A 19,462-nucleotide genomic window follows, 5' to 3' on the forward strand; every position below is an offset into this window, starting at 1 on the left:
GAGAAAAAGCATGGGGGAACAAGTGAAATTGGGGGATATATAGAAAGCGATCCTCGTAAATTTGATTATATATTCGGTGCTATACGAGATCACTAAGCCTAACTAAAAAGCTAGACTTATTTTTTGCTCATAGCATCAAATAAACCTTGAGCTTCTTTTGCAAGCTCATTACCTGATTTACTTGCATCTTGTATTATATAAGAGCTAGGATTTACTCCCATTCTCCTGTTAGCATCTTGTTCTACTATGGCATCTTTAGCACTATTATTGACCACATTAGAAGTACTTGTTCCTTGATTTTTGAAATTACTTATAGCAGCCCCACTTTGTTGGTTAAATTCATTTCTTATATTATCCCCCCCCCTGTTGTTCCTAAGCTGTTTAACTTATTTTGATTAGCTACTGCATCATTATTATGAGCATTATTAGCTCCTACACTTGAAGGACTGTAATAAGATTTATTGCTAACATCATGATTTCTATCAGCATTTGGCTTAGCTGTATTCATATTAGCATAATGCAACAAGCCTTGCAAATCTCCCCTTGCGGCTAAGTTTTCTAACCCTTTAGCTGCAGCAGCAACTTGTTGTTCTCTAGTTCCACCCAAATTATTTTCAGCAATGTAATTTTCAGCCATATTAGGTAAAATTACTTGCCTGTATAGCTTCACTGTATTGACTTGCTTCACTATAAGAATGTGCTTTTTGTTTGGCATCAGCAAATTCACTACCTGTGCTTGTAGATAGAGCATTAGAATAAGCAGAAGCCACACTATCATTAGATTTAATGATATTGCCAAGTTTTTCAGCATACATTTTATCAAATGCAGCCTACCCTTCTTTACTTAGGCTTCTTGAATATTCTTGTGTTTCAGTTGAGCCTGTGCCTATTGAAGCTGTCCCTTTAATTTCTCCACCTATTTTTCCACCATTTCCAAAGATTTCAATCCCTGCTGAGCCACTAGCATAAGCGCTAATACTTCCTTCTAAAGCTTTTTTGTCTGTTTCAGAGAAGCTAGATTTATCGCTCAATGCTTCATTCATAGTTTCTTTTAAAGCTTTCGTTTCTGCTTTCTCAATTGCTTTAGTATCTTCTACTCCTGCACCATGATTTCTAAGATAATCAGAGGTAATACCGTGATTAATGCCTGTTTTGTGAGTATCGGCAATAGAATTAGCAAGAGAATCTTGTCTAGTTTGAGTTTCGCTTTGTGCGTGTTTTGCATCAAGTCCTATTCATATTAGAAATTTCACCATGATTTCCCAAAGCAAAACTTGTACCTGTATTCACATCTCTAGCTGTTGTTCCACCCCCTGTTATACTAGACATGCTAAATCTACCACCCCCTGCACTTATAGCACTTTGCAAGCTCATCACCCCTGCATTCATCGCCCAAACTTCATCTCCTCTAGGAGCAGCAATGCTAGTTTGTGTAGATAAGGCTTGCTGATTTGCAAAGCTTCCAGCAGCTCTTGAAGCACCTGTTAGAGCTTGAGATAATCCAGAAGCAAAAGTTACAAATCCTTGTTCACTTGCTTTAGCTATAGCATAAGCTAAAACAGGAGTACTCATTACAAGATAATTCATGAAATTTGATCTATTTGCTACTTCTTTGAATATAAGAATGTTATCTCCTAAGCTTAAAGCTGCTTTTCCACCTGTTATCACCTGTGCAACATTCATAAGATTAAAATCATTTATAAAATTAATAATACAAAGTATAGGAGTCCAAAGTACTATCCAAATACATAGAGTAAAAAACATCTTAATATGAGCATAAGAGCCAAACACAATAGAAAGCAAAGCAACAAGCCAAGACAAACCTATGATAATAGCTGTTAAATAAGCTTTAGCTAAAGGCAAATAAGTTTGTGCCAAGTGTCCTTGTGCTTGCATACTTGCATAAAATTGCTGATCCGCATAAGCAGTATTTGCAGCCACAGAAGCAGGATTTAAACCTACTGATTTAGCGGTATTAATGATTGCATCTTGAGAAGCAAGCATTATCATGGATTGTTGCAAATAAGATCTAGCACTTACAGCTTGTTCGTTATAGATTTGTGCAGCGCCTAAGAACTTTTGCTCATAATTTGCCATATCATTCGCCATACCAAGCAAAGCAGCATGAATCTTCATAGCTTCATCTGTATCGTTTTTAATCATTTCAACGATTTGAGGACCTGCATCAGAACAAGGCACAACACTTTGTTTTTCAATATTATTGTTATTTTCAAACAAAGGAGTAAGCTGAGAGCCATTGCCTATGTTTGTGAAAAGATCTTGTATTAAATTATCAGAGTTTTGAAAAAGATTTCTACCTTGTTGATTAAGCAAGATACCTACTGAAACGCAGTTTCTAAAATAAAAATCAATATTTTTTTGCAAAGTTGCATCAATAGCCGAAAGCTTTAAGCTTGGCAAAGTACTCATCACTTGAAGTGAAAAACCTAAACCTGCATTAGAAAAATTTGTAGATTGTGGAGTTGAAAAATGTTTTTCCATAGCTTCTAGGATAACCTTCTCAAATTGCGTCATCAATGCAAAGCTTTTTCCTATACCTATAGGAATTTGAGAAATGACATAATCTTTGCTAGTGACTTCATCGTGAATCATGAAGCGGTGATTATTGTCATTTGGTGCTTTTAAAAACATGTACCACACTACAGCAAAAAGCATAAACATTTTTCCAAATTCAAACACAGGACTTGTTTGTCCATCCATTGCTTTTTTGATACTGAAAAGCAATAATGAAATAGCCAAGGCTGCATTAACGATATAATCTGTTTCAGTGGTTATACCTTTAACCGCCTGCATGATTTCATTCATCACATCGCCATAACCCCAAGTATAGATTAGATTTCCATTAGCTATGTTTGTAGCACCAAACAAAAATGAAGGTGCAAAAAACAAAGTGCTAAAAAACAAAAAGTAAAATCTTTTCATGGACTATATTAAAGAAGTTAAAGAGTTTATTTGGTATAATTATAAAAGGGTGCAACGCCAAAGGGCTGCCACCCTTTAGCGTTAATTTACCACCCAGAAGGGAGGTGAGTTTAATGCTCAAAATTGTTCTAATAATTATACTCTTAATGCTTTGCTATGTCAAGGCTTATTGAGTATCCCCTGCTTTTGCAGGGTTTAGAACAATCCCTTTGGCTTACACCAAACAAACTTTTAACTAAGCTTCTCTTCTTCTATTGAATTTCTATATTATTTTATATTTTTAATATTTGCACCAAATAAAAATGAAGGTGCAAAAAACAAAGTGCTAAGGAATAACAAGTAAAATCTTTTCATGGACTATATTAAAGAAGTTAAAGAGTTTGTTTGGTATAATTGCATTAAGGGTTTTGCCACAAGGCTGCAACCCTGTGGCATAATCACGCCCTAGAAAGGGGGTGAAACTATGTTTCGTTTCGTACTTATAATTATACTAATTTATATAATTACTGTCAAGGCTTATTAGCCTTGCCCCTTTTTTAAGGGGCGAAACTCCCTTGTGGCTTACCAAACAAACTTTTAACTAAGCTTCTCTTCTTTCTATTGAATTTCTATATTTTTTTATATTTTTATTTGAACTAAATAATAAACTTAACAAGATTTAAATTTACCAAATCTATCATTTACTTATACTTACTTCAATCTCACATTCATAATCATATTAGATAAAAAGATACTATCTTTATCAAAGTCTTTTGAGTTATATTCATTTTTTGATTGTATATTTTGCATAGTTTGCATTAAAGTTGAAAGATTATATAAACTTAAACTTTCTAATATATTTATGAGTTCTATCTTGCTTAAAGTATTAAAATCATTTAACAATCTAAGATAATTACTTATAATAGAAGAAGAATTTATATTATGAAATACAATTTTATTTTTTATATCTTTTTTAATAAAAAATTGATTATTTTTTATATAAAAATAATTTCTAAAATGATTATTGCTTATTATTTGATTATAAAAACTTAAAAGACTTTCTTTGCTGTTTAAGTCTATAAAATTAAGATAAAAATTCTTTTCTTCTAAGGCTAATTTTAAAGCATTAAGATTTGCAAAAGAAGCATTAAGATTTTCATTATTTTTTAAAGCAAAAACGATATTTTCTTGTTCTTGTTTTTGGGTAATAGCATATTGTAATAAAGGATTTTTATAATGTGTATCGCTATTGATTAAAACATTGATATAAAAAGCTTCTTTGCTTTTCTTAGTTAATTGAAGCAAAGATAAAAGTGTAGAAGGGATATAAAAAGAATCAAGCTTTAAATTTAAATACTTATCATAAGTATTTATATAAGTTAATTCTTGACTAAAATCCAAAGCTTGTTCTTTTAAATTTAAAAGCATTGTTCCACCTAATCCTAATAAAGCTAGATTTTTGAAATTCTCTAAAGCTTTTCTTTTTTCTAAATCGATTTGAAGTATTTTTTGCATTGTTTTTCCTTTCTTTTGTGGTTTACTCTTTTATATTATGCTCTTTAGCATAAGCTCTTATCTTAGCTCGAAGTTCTTGCGGAAAATTATATCTATATATAGCAGGAATTCTTGGATCAAGAAGTCTATCAAGCTTATGTCTTTTATAATACCATTCTAGATTTTCAGGGGTAAAATAATAAGGTGCATTAGGATAGCCTTGAGGAGGAGTGAGGGCTGCTAATTTGGCATGTAATATTAAAGTATCATTAAAAAGTTGAGCTCTTTCTTCACTCCAATCATTAGGTGTATCTGTTCCATAGCCATTTACCATGCCATTATAATACCCTCCCCTATGATGATCAAATTCTCTTCTGCTTTCATAAGTAGAATCTATATCCCTTGGATCTTTTATTTTGCCCTCAACTATATCACTTCTTAAGGCTTTATACATACTTCCAAATTCATCGCGAGCAATTCTATATTTATTATAATCAATCACCCAATCTACTCCCATAATCTCATCTATAAAAGGAAGCATACCAAATTCATCAGGTTTTAAAGTCTTAGCTAAGGTTTTAATCTCTTGTTCTCTTAAAGGATTTTTATGCACTCCTACTAAACCACTTCCTACAGCAATATCTGCATAACCATAAACAGCACCTAATAAATGAGGTTTATCTAATATACTACTTCCTCCACTTAGTTGTATATAAAGTATAGTAGCTTGTATAAATCTTGCATTAAAACCATTTTGAAACATATCATTAGCTAGGTATTTATAATCACCTAATATTCCTGCTGCCATACCCCATTCATTATGAAATAAACTTGATCTTAGATTATGTTTATTATCATCTACTATTCTATATAATTTTTCATATTTAGGATCTACATTTCCTTTTTCATCTACAGCTCCTATAGCTTCATAAGGTATATCTATAACAACACTTCTTATACCACTTCTTATAACTAAATATTTATATCTTTCTTTTTTAGTTTTTAAAGATTTATAATAAGCTTTTTCTGCTTTAGTCCAAGGAGCTATGCTTCCTTTAATGGGATCTTTTAAATATATGCTTTGCCAATCTTTAAATTCAAGTAAAGTAGATTTCTCCCCTGTGTGAAATTCAGGATCTAGGTATTGGGGTTTATAGTCTTTGTAGGGGGAGTTTTGTTTGATATTGTGTGCTTCAAACAAAGCTTTGGAATATTCTTGGGTGTATTTGCCTACCTTAGCTCCTCCATCATATAATAAAATTTTATTTGTTTTTTTTCTACATCTAATATAATACCATTAGGTGTATAAATCTCGTAAGTTTCACTCATTTTTATCCTTTCATCCTATATATAAACCATCTTCCATGATTATAGTTGTAGCTAGTCTGCCTATAAACTTATTAGAATAATCTTGTATTTTACTAATATCATCGCTTTCTTCCTCATCATTTTCATTTTTTATTTCATCTTTTGTCTTTTCATCCCCTATCCCCCTATACATCACTTCCAAATTATGTTGTCCTATAGCTTCTAAATTTTCCATCAATCTTCTTGCCTTTTGCCTATCTTCTATGAACTTACCCTTTTCATCTTGAGTGGTATTATAAATCCCATTTGCATATTCATATAAAATTTGTATAGCATCATTATAAGCTAAGATAGGGTGTTGTTTTATCACTGGGTGTTGTGTTTTATACTCTTCTTTTCTTTGAAAATGCTCTAGCTTATATATATTACAATTTCTAAGTTCTATATTGTTTTTTTCAAAAAATTCCTTATCATTTAAGATATATTTGCCTTCATTGATTTTATCTTCCTTAAAAGCACTTCTTTTTTCATCTAAAATAATATAAGATAAAAGTCTTTTTAAGGCAAATTCCCTAGCTTCACTTGAAGTTGTAGCACAAGCAATACTAGGATAATAATTAAGCCCACCCGTGCATAATAAAGAACCAAAAATAAACTCAGATAAATCAAAACTCATAAATCTAGAATTTATTAATAAAGGATAGGTTATATATTCTTCTTTTTTTACAGCTAAAGGAAAATCATAATTGTAAGTAAATTTTTCATACATTAGTTTTTCATATAAAATTTTCAATCTTTCATAATTTGTAGGCAAAAGTGTATCAATAAAAGATCCTGCTAAACTTTTTAATATATCCACGCTCAAGTCTTTACTCATTTTAATAGAAAAATCAATAGCTAATTGTTTTTTTACTTTTGATATCAAATGAATTTGCTTAGCTTTATCCAATCTTGAAAAACTCTTTGACTTTTTTAATTCACTTGCATATTCTAATTGATTAAAATAATAATAATTTGTTCCTATTTGATATAAAAAAAGCTTATTGAGTGATTTTTTACTTTTTGGATTAATTTTTATAAAACGCCCCTTAGGGCTAAGTGCATAAAATATCCCTAGTTCTTTAAAAAAATGTGCTTTAAAACTAGAAAATAATTTATTACCATAATACTTTTTATCTAAGCTTGAATCTATAAAAAATAAAATCATTTTTTTAAAAAAATCAGGCTGACTCATAAAAAATTCTGTAAAAGGAAAAAGTTGCTTAATGATATTAAAAAAAGTAATATCTATAGATAATTTTGCAAGTTCTTTATCAAGCATAATATCTTGAATGCTTTTATCTAAATCTTTTTTTGAAGGAAGAGTTTTGTCTGTTTGTATATTTTCTTCAAATTCAATCTCCTCATCAAAGCTTTCATTTAAGGTTTTTAAAAAATTTACATAAGTTTGATCTTCTTCTTCAAAATCATTTTCAAACATAGCTTTAGCTAATTCATCTAAATAAATAACTTCATCTTCTTTTTTATTTTTATTTAATTCTTTAGATAAAAAGATATAAATTTTTTTATCATTATCATAAAAATAAATATCATCAGGGATAAATGAAATATACTCATTAAAATAATTTGGTATTTTAATCTTTTGATAATTACCAATATTTGCCTGAAACAATTTATATCCCAAAGAATATTCTTGCGTAAAAGCTAAGTCTTTTTGTAAAACATACAAAGTCAAAGTCAATAAAACAACCGTTAAAGGTGAGTATTTCTTAAAATCTACATTTTCATATGTTTTAAACATTAATGGTTTTGAGTTAAGATTGGATTGTGTTTGGTCATAGCGAGAATTGATATTATCTAAATAATTATTAAAAAGCTCGACATATTCTTTTACTTTTTCTTTTTCTTTTTCGCTAATTTCTTCAAGTTCTTTAGGCAATTTAAAAAAGCTATCAATATAAGCAAAATCTTGCTTAACTTTTTCATATTCTAATCGTTCGTTTATATGTTCTAATAAATAAAGTTTCATCCAAGAATATGTTTGATTATAAAAATTAAAATACCCTTTATATTTTTGATAAATCTGTCCATCAAGTTTCACAAAAGGACAAAGTTGCAATACATAATCATCTTCCTTTTTAACATCTCTTTCTATAAAATAAGAGCCATAATCTCTTTTACTAGGAAATTGCTCTTTTAACCCAAGTTTTTCATTTTTTGTAAGGGATTTTGGGCGATTTTTTATTATTGCTCCTAATTTTTTTTGATACAAGTCCTCACAAAGTCCTGCATTGTTAAGCTGTGGTGGATTAGTAATAAGCAAATAATTTTTACCCATTTTGGTTGTATTGATTTGATCAGTATTTTTTTTATCTAATATCATTTCTACTAGCATGGAAGAATTTAAATCAGGATATTCTGCATAAAAGAAATGATTGAGTTTAGAGATATTTAAATTGATTGCTTTTTTTAATGTTGTATCAAAATTATTTAAACTAGAATTCACTAAAAGTGTATTATCTAACTTTTCATTTTCAAATTTTAGATTATTTTCTAAAAAATTATCAAAAATACCTTGAAATTCTTCATCTAAAATAACTTTATAAAAACTATTTTTATAAAGACTAATAGAAGGTGCATTAGAATAAGATGAAAAATCTAATAATACTTTATCATCTATAATTAATACATAGGATAAAATTTCTTCATTGCACAAAGCGATAATAGGATAAAGCTTACTAGTAATAAGCTCTAAAAGTGGATAAGCAAAATCATAATAATATTTTTGTTCCTTATACTCTTGATACTCAGCAGAAGAATTATAAGCTTCAAATAATGTATTTACAACAAAAACATAAGGATTTTTTTTGACTAAAGAGACAGGTTTTTTAAGATTGGTTACAGAATCTAATATATTGATAAAAAATTTTGCTATAGCTCTAATAATTTGCTTATATTCATCATCATTAGATTGAGCAATATTTTTTAAAAGTGTATTAAAAAGTGTATCTAGGGTAAGTTGTATCTTTGGTTTAATTTCTTGCTCAAAATAGTTAGATTCTTTGATATTTTTTAATAATATATTTAATTCTTTTTGAATTTCTTTTAAAAAATTTTCAATATTTTCTACATTGTTTTCATCAATAATTTTATTGAGCGTTTTATTTTCATTTTGATTAATTGCATTATTTAAAAATTTTAAATTATTAAAGATAATTTTTTTAATGCTAGATAAATTTTTATCAGAGCTAAATTTTTGTTCTTTTGTGATTTCGTCTTTATTGGCTTGATTTAAATGTATGATTTTAAAAGTTTTTGTATTATCAATTTTAAAATTATCTTCAATAGTATGTAGTGTCTTATACAAAGAATTCTTAGCTTCTTTATATCCATCAAAATCACTGCATATAAAAATAATTTTATTAGCATTTTTGGTAAGATTTTTTAACTCGATTTCTAAATTATGATTTGATGCAATTAAAGTAAAATTTTTTATTTTCATATTTTAACCCCATTTACCACCACAAATTTACAAACATAAAGCTCTTGTTTTCTATCTTCATCTTCTAAGATTTCATCTAGTCCTTGTGCGATTTGAAGTTTTAAATTTTGCATTTTTGCAGGAGCTAAAAAACTAAAATGATATTCGTTTAATTCTTTATTATCTTCTAAAGCATTTTTGATGATTTTATCATACTCATGTAGCTGTGTAAAATACCCTGCTCCTAAATCTTTATTTTCAAATTCCTTATAAGCACTTTTATAAACTTTAGCAATGTTTTTTGGGATAATAAAATAAAGTTTGATTAAATTAGTATCAAAGCTAAGATTTAATTCTTTAAATTCATAATCTTTACTAAAGTCTTGTTTGAATTGATTAAAAATATTAACATCCTCTATATCTTTTAAATCTTTTAAATCTATATTAAATTCATTTAAAGCCTTATCTTGTTCTTTTTTTTCATTATTGATTAAAAGATTATAGATAGGTAAATTATCTTTTTGAAATCTATCACTTTTATAATGAAGTCTTATTATAGGTTCTTTTAACTCTATTTGATTTTTACTTTGTTCTCCTAAGCCCTCTTTAGGATCAAAGCTGTGATCAAATTTAAACTTAGTAGGAGTAAAGCTTACTTTTAAAGCAAAGCCTTTATCTGTTTTACAAGCTGAGATGAGTTCTTGTAAGATTACATATTCATTATTGACTTTCTTTTGAGATAAGGATCCTTTTACATTAACAACTTTAGTACAAGGAACACTTACACCTGCTATAGTATTAGGACAAGCTACTATACTAGAGTTTAATAAATCACTTTCTAGCATTATAGGCACACCATCATCTTTAAAAGTTTTTCCTTTGTTTGATTTAAGTATGACTTTACCTCCATGGATACATTCTAGGTTTTGATTTTCTAAAAGAGCATGAAGTTTAGCTATAGCTTGTTTTTTATCTACTTGTGTGGTTTTTTGTTCTTTTAAAGTGTTTGAAATTAAGTCTTTATACTCTAAGCTTTGTTTGCTTAAACATTCTAATTTGATATTTAAAGAATTTTCTAATATAGAATAATTAAGCAAACAAAGTTCATCATTTTTATAAAAGATACTAAGTCTTCCTAAACCACTGCTTTCATCTTTAGGAGAAAAATAATAACTAGGTGTATCTTGTTTTATAGTGTTATCTTGATCTAATTCTCCAAAGTAAAAAGGATTATTAGGAAGTTCATTTGAGCCTGTAAGGAGGGTGGAGTTTAGGAAGATATAAGCTTGATAGTTTTGGAGTTCTTCAAAAGTAAAATCTGTCGTTGCTTCTAATTTATAAAGTTCATCATAAATACTTTGACAATCAATTATGCTTTTATTTTCACAAAACAAATAAATACTTTTTTTATCTTTATGAATAGAATATAAAAAGTCTTTACCTATCATAATTTTCCTAAATAATACCTATTTTAGCTTTTCCATTAAAATACAAAGCTTGTGATATTTTACAAACTCCACCTAAATATTGCTCATCCCAAATTTGATCTTTTATTTTATAACTTTTTGAATTATATCCGTATATTTTTGTTATATTATTAATATTTTCAAGACATTTCATATCTTTATAAACCACAATAAAAATTCTAAATTCCCCAATGGCAATTTTATGAGCTAAGTTTTCTTGATTATTAATAAAGGAACAATCTTTTCTGTATTTATTAAAATCATTTTTATCAAGAATTAAAATGTATTTTTCTTTTTTTTGCGCCTTTAAAATAAAATCTATGATTTTTGTTTGACTAATGGTAGGAGCTTTATAGCTTGCATAATAATTATCTCCAAGCTCTTCTAAAATACCATTTGTTTCTTGCATTATGGTGGCTATTAATGAAAGAAAATATTCAAAATGATTGATTTTTTCTGGAGAACTTCTAAAAAGTCCAAGAGGTCCATTTTTAAGAGCGAAATTTTTATTATTAATAGCATTATTTTTTAACACAAAAGTTTCTGTATAAATTTGAATATTTTTCATAAAATGATTAAGATACTCTATACACTCACTAAGGCTTTTATCTTTGACTTTGTTATAGTTAGCATCTAATTCTAAAAGATAGGAATAAAAATAGAGAGTATTAACAAGAGGTTTTATAGAGTGATCATTTTTCCCTGTATATATACCTAAAGCATTGCTTGCACCATATTGAGCTGAAGCAATGATTTCAATTTTACCATTATCATAAATATGAGTGATTTTTTCTGAAACATCTATAGTGTATTTTCCTAAAAGATCTTGCATAATTTTTATAGTATTAGGGTTGATAGCTATATTAGGAAAATTCCAACCATAAACACTAGGGGCATTAAAAGTATAAACTTCATTAGGGCTAAAAGATAATTTGTCTTTATATTTAATATCGCAATATATCAAAGCCATTTGAGCTAAATACCCACCCAATGAATGTCCTACAAATATAATTCTTTTGTGTTTATTTTTGATTATTTTATTTACTTGTTCTAAAAATTCTAAAAGAAAAGAAGATTGGATATTGCCATTGAGGGATAGAGTTATGTCTTGAACTATATCTTGAATCGAGCTAATAAAATTATCAGTTTCAGTTCCCCTAAATCCTACTATAAATTCATCTTTTTCTTTATCATAAAACAAAGTAGCACTAAAGCCACTTGTAGTGTTAGGCTGATGAAATTGAACCTCATATCTTTGAATGAAATTTTTAGTCTGTAATTCTCCAAATTCTCCGTTGAGTTTATCAAAATTTGTCTTTTCATCAAAGAAATTTAACATTTTTGATTGCCAAGCATCATCTTGTCTTAAATCAATCAATACTTCTTTATCTTTATGTTTTTGACTGACAACATGTTCTAAATTTACCTTTATTTCTCTATAGCCTCTAAGAGAATTTTCTTCTTGAATTTTTTCTTGATTAAAATCTAACTCAAATATATTTCTAGTATTTAAAAAATCAAAATAAAAATAACTAGCCCATGCAAGTTCTGCATAATCTTTTAAATTATTGATTTGAGTTTTCATTTTTATTTCTTTTAATTAAATAAATTATTGCAAATATTATAATATGTATCACAATAATAATTAAGTACAGCTCAAAATTACTATTATTTCTATTAATCAATAGTAGCAACAAATAGCAACAAATAGCAACAAATATATTTTTTGTATTTCTTGCTTTTTTATAAATCAAATAATAAAAATAAGGCAACAATGGAAAAAGATATAATATAACAAGAAAAAAGAACATTTTAGTAAAAGTTGCATCATATCCCATATAATAACCTAAAATAGCCCCAAATCCCCAAATTATAATCCAAATAATATATAGATTTTTTAGTATTATCACACTACTTCCTTTTTTGTTGAAATTTAAATTATTATTAAAAAATCAAAAAAACCAATCTATACAAGTTTAGCATAATTTTTGAGATTGTTAATTTTAAAAAATAAAAAGATACAAAAAAATGTATAAAAAAATACAAAATAATAAAGAAAAATAATAAGAAAGTTCTTTTCTAAATTTAATAGATATTATTAAAAATAATATTGTATAAATACCTAATGTTATTACATAATTAAAAAATCCTCCCGAGATAAAGAAAAATAAAGAAAAATAAAGAAAAATAAAGAAAAATATTTTTGGATTTAATAGTTTCTTGTAGTGTTAAATATGATATGTAAGGTAACAATGGATAAGAATATATAAAAAATGCAATCTTTAACATATCACCAAAAAATTCTATATCACTAAAATAAGCATATAAAGAACTAAACAAAAAAATAATTCCCCAAAATACCCCCCCCCAAGCAATGTATATTTTTTTCAATAGACCCATTTATTTTCCTTTTTAATATTTTTAATAAAATTATTCTACTTTTTTAAAAATTAAAATATAACTACACTAGGAACCATTCCAACCATAAACACTAGGGGCATTAAAAGTATAAACTTCATTAGGGCTAAAAGATAATTTGTCTTTATATTTAATATCGCAATATATCAAAGCCATTTGAGCTAAATACCCACCCAATGAATGTCCTACAAATATAATTCTTTTGTGTTTATTTTTGATTATTTTATTTACTTGTTCTAAAAATTCTAAAAGAAAAGAAGATTGAAGATTGCCATTGAGAGATAAGACTAAGTCTTGGGTTGTATCTAAAGCGGTTTCCCATGTCGCTTTTAAATCTTTAAAAGAAACTTCAGTTCCCCTAAATCCTATTATAAATTCATCTTTTTGTTTATCGTAAAACAAAGTAGCAGAAAAGCTTGACTCTGTATTTGGTTGATGGATTAATAAATCATAGCGAGAAAAGAATTGTTTAGCTTGGAGTGGGGAGAAGTCGCCATCGAGCTTGCCGATTTTAAATCCTCTTTCATCAATAATTTTAGAGTTTTTATAGGTAATATCTAAAACATTTTCAAAGGTAACAATTTTATCTTCATCTTTTATATCAAATTTATTATCAACATAATGAAAATATCCATAACTTGCCTGTGCAAGTTCTGCCATGTCCCTTAGTTTATTGATTTGTTGTTTATTATCCATATAATTCTCCTAATAAGCTTCTGCAATCTATTTCACCGTCAAGCTTTAATCTAAAATCCATATTACCCTCATTACCATAAATATTTGGTGCATAGTTTTTCCATATTGGTCTAAAATATATTTTATTAATATTTTTAAAAGTTAATGTTTTGTTATTTGGATTCTTATAATAAATATATATACCTAAATCTATTCTATTACCATAACCTATTTTTGCATAACCATTTTTTCCTATACTACCATCTAAACTCTTATCAAAATAAGCTAAGATTCTATTATATTTTTCCTCACTTTTTGGATAATTATTTAATTTACATAACCTTCTAAATTCCCAATAGCTAGGATATAAAAAGGGGTATAAAATAATATAATTAAAATTATTGGTGATAATAGCACTAAAATCTTTTTATATTTTTTCATTCTATCACCTTGACTAGATGAAATCTTAGAAGATGAAGATAGAAAACAAGAGCTTTATGTTGGTAAATTTGTGGTGGTAAATGGGGTTAGTGAAAACAAAATAAAAGCAAAAAATAAAGATGTAAATATAAATAATGGCACAAAATACACAAACACTACAAAAAGCAATAATATAAGTTCTAGTGAAAACAATACCCAAGAAAAAATCACTCATCTAAGCAATGATGGTCAAAATCTTTTAAAAAATATAGAGAAGCTAAGACTCAAACCTTATAATGATCAAAATGGAAAAGAAATTACTTCACATGTTAAAGGTGTAACTATCGGATATGGACATCTTATAGGGCAAAATGAATGGGATTTGTATAAAAATGGTATTACTTTACGAGAAGCGGATAAATTGTTTAAAAGCGATTTGTTACCCTTTGAAAATGCTGTAAAAAATTCAATAAACTCTTCCTTGGCACAGAATGAATTTGATGACTTGGTTATATTATGTTTTAATATAGGGATTGATAATTTTAAAAACTCTTTTGTTGCCAAAATCATCAATGCAGAGAAAACGGGTTACAAAACATTAAAGGAAGCTTGGATGGCGTGGAACAAAAGTCAAAATAAAGTAATGCAGGGACTAATTAATAGGAGAAATGCTGAATAAAGCTTTACACTCAAGGAGGTTATGAAAAATGGTAATTTTTAAAAATATATTATTGTTTTTATTTTTTAGTACTTATTTGTTAGCACAAGAGGATTTTACTCCACTAGAGCAATGTACCTATGAAAATGAAAAGTTTTGGATAAAAATTTTAAATCTATGTCCAGAGGGTAATATAACTTGTGATAAGGTTGTATATGTGGGTGTCAATAAAAATAATGGAAAATATATTGTCTTAAACGGTAAGTCTATTAGTGATGTAAATATGAATTTTAAAGGATATGTTTTTAAAAATGGTATTTATGAATACAATATTTTTAATAATTTTTTATATATTTCTAAAAACAAGCAGATTATACAAGAATATCGTCTGAAATTATGTGAAAAATAGACGCAACAAAGGCAGCAAGCAACAACAAATACCTAGAATATGCAAAAAGTTAAAAAGATGCAATAAGAATTACAAGAAGTTTTTAAAGTTATAAAAATCCTAATTAATGAAATCTTAGCTCCTAAATTTTACAACAAATACAAAGATTTAGAAGTAGAGATTGATGATAAGGGTAATGTGCTTAGATGGATAGGAGAGATTAATAGAGACAAAAAATATTAGCAAATAAAAAATGATATAATAATGCTTTATATAAGGAATCTTTTATGTTTATAAGTTCTAAAACAGAGTTAATTCAAACTATTAAAAATTTAACAATCAACAATAAAGAAGTTAAACAGATTGATTTTATTTATCCTAATTTTTCTATTTTACACGCTATATTAAAAAATATTGATTTTCATCAAAGAAAAATGCTATCTAAAAATCAAATATTGGCTATGCAAATACTAGAAATTTTAAAACAAACTTGTGATAATCACAATAATATAGAAATAAATATCCATACCCTTAATGAGCTTGATACTGGACAAAATGTAAATTTAAAAGATTTATCAAGCAGTGAAATTTGCACTAAAGTTTATTTAGAAGACTTAGAAGAAGAAATTCAAGACAAGAAACAAGGTAAAGATTTTAATCTTTTTTATCATACAGATAAAAATAATCTTTGTATCGAATTTATCAATACTTTAAAAGAACTAGCCAAAGATTCTGAAGATATAACAACCTTAGACGAGTTAATCGAAAACATTGATCCTGATGATATAAGCAGTGAGAAATTTGATGATTTTAAGAAAAAAGTTTTAGAAAAGATTGGAAATGTCATGGAATCGGATTTTTTCAAAAATAGCATAAGTCCCACTTTAAAAAATACTTATGAAAAATTTATCAATGAGTTGTTAGAACACATTAAAAAACTTGCCGAAGAAAAAGAATATGAAAAAATTAAAATCATACTAAGTGCTATAGCGGGTGTTGCAATAGCCACAGTGGTAGCTGTTCTTACAGGTGGGGCAGGATTAGCTATTTTGGCTGCTGGTTTATTTTCTTTAATGGGTTCTGCAAGCGAGTATTATGAATTTGCTCAAAGAGATTATGGCACACTTTTAACGCCTTTAGCCGCATTTTTAGCCACTAGATGTGCTATGTTTATTCATTATATTAATTCTCGCTTGTTATCTTGTGTTTTAATTATTAATAAAAAAGAAATTATTGATTTAAGTGGTTTTGGATTATATCTTGGAAGTGATGAAAGCAATATCGCTTCGAATTTGGCTTATAAAATCACTTTAAGCGAAGAAATAAAAAGCATTGAAAATATTTTTAGTGAAATCTTTTTAAACCCAGAACAAAAAAACAAGGGATATAAAAATACACCCAATGATTCAAAATCGAGCAATTTACCCGCTTTCATTTCAACGCAAAAATTATCTAATTTGTATTTAAAAAACAATGCTATTTTAAAGAATTTGCAAGAAGATATTAAACAATTTATTTATTTTTCCTATATAGAAAGTCCAAATTTTAACTCAAGTAAACTAGCTGAATTTTTCGCACAAAAAAATCAAAATGCACAAATAGATTTAAATACAACTAAAATGAGTAAAAATTATTTGATTATTTCAAATATCCCCAATAAATACAATGCAGGACTTAGTGAAAGTTTAACTCAAGAAATCGCCAACTATAATATACAAGATAAATACAGAAGAATTAAAAAAAATATTGATACTTCAAAAAAAACTTATGACAGCACAAGAGATTATAGCGAATATAGCATAGAAATGCCACAAGATGAAAATGAACCTTATATTTTACAATTAAGCCCTTTTGTGAAAATATCCAAAGAAGCTTATGAGAATAGTAAAAAAGCTTATGAAGATATGCAAAAGGTTTATAAATATTTAACAAATTTTGTTGCTACACCGCAGAAGCTACCAGAATTCGCAAAAACAGCTAAAGAAAAATTAGCAATATCAGAAAATGAGCCAATAATAGAAATAGTAAAAAAGACGGAAAATTTACGACATTGCGAACGAATAAACATTTTAGCTTATATTGACTACAATAAAAAAATAAATGATAAAAAATGGCTTCCTTATTTTTATATCAAAAAATTCTTTAAACAAAACGAAGCCAAAGAATCCATCATAGAAAAAGAAAAAAAGATAGCTCATCAATATTTAACTTTTTTGAAAAAAGAGTTTTTTGAAAAATCGGATAAATCTTCATTTGGGAACTATTCTTTAATGGAATGTTTATTCATTTCATTTGTCTTGTATCAAGCTAAGCTTATTTTTCCAAATATCAATTTGGATTTGAAAAAATATGGAGGCAGTAATTTTGTATATATAAAATACTTAGATAAAACTTATGTTTTATGGACAGATGAATGTCCAATATATGTAAATAATGAGCCAACAAATATTACAGCATATGAAGTTGTATCGCAATTATTAAAAATACTTGACAAAAAAGATTATTCTTTTGTGGAAAATGATAGTTCGATAACTATAGATGATTTTTTTAATGAATTATCAAAAGATTTAGATACAACAAATACATTAGATAAAAAAATAATCAAATTAAAGCAAATGTATTATTTAGATGAACAAAAATGCATTAAAGAATTTATGAATTTAGACGAAGAAACGCAACGAGCTTTTGTTGCATGGATGGATATAGAGAAACAAATATCAGATTTATCAAAGCTTTTGGAACAGATGTATGGAAAAGAATATTTAAATAAGGCAAAAGAACAAAAAACAAGTGAAATATTTACTTATGCAATGTTAAAAATTTTATTAAGCGCTAGTCCTTTTATCAGCTTTACAGCTCAAATGTTGTGGGATTTTAATTTTTTAAAAACAATAGAATATGTTATTCAAGCTTGTATTAAAATAAACAAAGAAGGATTTAAAGAATTTTTTAAAGAACAGCTTGGTATTTTTGCACCTCCAAAAAAGAATAGTATATATCATATACACATAAAATCTAATTTAATAATAAAAGCACGCTTGCAACAAATAGAAAAAGAATTAATTCATACTAAAATCCAAATGATTTTAGCACAAGAGATAAAATCCAATTTAATAATACAAAAAAATACATCCGGTTTAAATCTATTTATCACAAAGATAAAAGAATACTTTAATGAAAAACAAATTAAGATTTATTGGAGTGATAAATATATGAAGCAATTATTTATATACTCTAATCAAGAAAGCAATATATCTAAAATTGCTCTTATGCATAGCATAGATATACAAACTCAAAAATATACTATTTATACTTATGCTAAGCTAAATAAACTTGACCTTGCTTCTATTGTGACTGGAGAATTTGTGGGTATTTTTTTAAATTATCTCTTTCCAACAAATTTTAAAGCCCTACAAGAACAATATGAAAGCATTGTTTATCAGCTTTACACCTTTAAAGATGATTCTCCTTTAGCAGTTATAAGAGATCATTTTATAACTTATCCTTTTGCAATCAATTCGAAATTCATTAGCTTTGATTTAAAGAAAATTTTTTATGGCATAGATCTTTGCACAGGAGTTTTTGACACTCATTTTTCCTTTCATTATGAAATAGATCAAAAGCTTGAAGAAAATAAAGAATTTCTTTTAAAAAGACTTTTGTCTTATTTGATTATTGATGAGAAAAGAAATGCAACTGCTTTAGAGGATATAAAAGAACAAAAATATATTATAGATGATTATACTTTTTATTTTAAAGAGTTAAAATCTTTAGAACTTAAAAAATGCACCATGTATCAACTTCCTTGTAATCATCCTTTGTTTAAAGAGTTTAGAAATAAAGAAAAGCAAATTAGTGCTTTTAAAAAGGATGAAGATAGTCCTATTCATGCTTACAATGAAGCTTTACAAATTTTACAAGATTTTGCTAATGGAATTTACAATACAAGCAAAGATAAAACAGGAAGATATATAGAAGATAAAAATAAAACCAGAAGATTACTAGAAAAACTCAATGTTATAGGACAAAACAATCTTAAGGCTATGTATATGGGGATAAATAAGAAACAAGACAATTTACAAGAAAAAGAAGGTGATGAAGAGGAAAAAAATGAGGAATATACAGAAAGTGCAACTAAAAACAAACAATCCCAAAAATTACCGCCTAACTTCATAGGCAGATTAGCTACTACTATAATCATAGAAGATGGTTTATATATGGGATAAATTAAG

Annotated in this window: 8 protein-coding genes and 2 pseudogenes; 3 read left to right on the plus strand and 7 right to left on the minus strand. The window is 27.1% G+C overall.

Going from position 1 to position 19,462, the window contains the following annotated elements:
• Window positions 1-116: 116 nt before the first annotated feature.
• The 7 genes and pseudogenes from FBF15_RS09980 to FBF15_RS08270 all read right to left on the minus strand — a co-directional run bounded on the left by FBF15_RS09980 (window position 117) and on the right by FBF15_RS08270 (window position 13,785).
• Window positions 117-2,943 (minus strand): annotated as a pseudogene (locus tag FBF15_RS09980) (conjugal transfer protein TraG N-terminal domain-containing protein).
• A gap of 690 nt (window positions 2,944-3,633) precedes the next feature.
• Window positions 3,634-4,437, minus strand: coding sequence for a hypothetical protein (locus tag FBF15_RS08245; RefSeq protein ID WP_052796217.1), 804 nt, complete (start codon window positions 4,435-4,437; stop codon window positions 3,634-3,636).
• A gap of 22 nt (window positions 4,438-4,459) precedes the next feature.
• Window positions 4,460-5,745: pseudogene (locus tag FBF15_RS08250) on the minus strand (hypothetical protein).
• Between the two features lie 10 nt (window positions 5,746-5,755).
• Window positions 5,756-9,226, minus strand: coding sequence for a hypothetical protein (locus FBF15_RS08255; RefSeq protein ID WP_165434629.1), 3,471 nt, complete (start codon window positions 9,224-9,226; stop codon window positions 5,756-5,758).
• Window positions 9,223-10,653, minus strand: a complete 1,431-nt coding sequence (locus tag FBF15_RS08260) for a hypothetical protein (RefSeq protein ID WP_079476960.1) — start codon at window positions 10,651-10,653, stop codon at window positions 9,223-9,225. Before FBF15_RS08260 ends, FBF15_RS08255 begins: the two co-directional genes overlap by 4 nt.
• Window positions 10,654-10,660: 7 nt before the next feature.
• Complete coding sequence (locus FBF15_RS08265) at window positions 10,661-12,256, minus strand: Mbeg1-like protein (RefSeq protein ID WP_052773742.1); 1,596 nt, start codon at window positions 12,254-12,256, stop codon at window positions 10,661-10,663.
• 881 nt (window positions 12,257-13,137) lie between these two features.
• Complete coding sequence (locus FBF15_RS08270; RefSeq protein WP_052773739.1) at window positions 13,138-13,785, minus strand: Mbeg1-like protein; 648 nt, start codon at window positions 13,783-13,785, stop codon at window positions 13,138-13,140.
• A gap of 493 nt (window positions 13,786-14,278) precedes the next feature.
• Between FBF15_RS08270 and FBF15_RS09985 the strand changes: the two genes are divergently transcribed.
• From FBF15_RS09985 to FBF15_RS08290, 3 genes are all read left to right on the plus strand, one after another.
• On the plus strand, window positions 14,279-14,863 hold the full coding sequence (locus FBF15_RS09985) for a lysozyme (RefSeq protein WP_223213149.1): 585 nt from the start codon (window positions 14,279-14,281) through the stop codon (window positions 14,861-14,863).
• A gap of 28 nt (window positions 14,864-14,891) precedes the next feature.
• Window positions 14,892-15,251 (plus strand): hypothetical protein, encoded by a 360-nt coding sequence (locus FBF15_RS08285; protein ID WP_002779560.1) that lies wholly within the window; start codon window positions 14,892-14,894, stop codon window positions 15,249-15,251.
• A gap of 266 nt (window positions 15,252-15,517) precedes the next feature.
• Entirely contained in the window at window positions 15,518-19,456 is a 3,939-nt protein-coding gene (locus FBF15_RS08290; RefSeq protein ID WP_165434630.1) for a hypothetical protein, read from the plus strand.
• The last annotated feature ends 6 nt before the right edge of the window (window positions 19,457-19,462 follow it).

The sequence above is a fragment of the Campylobacter sp. CFSAN093233 genome (genome assembly GCF_011068165.1).
GTDB classification, from domain to species: Bacteria; Campylobacterota; Campylobacteria; order Campylobacterales; family Campylobacteraceae; genus Campylobacter_D; species Campylobacter_D jejuni.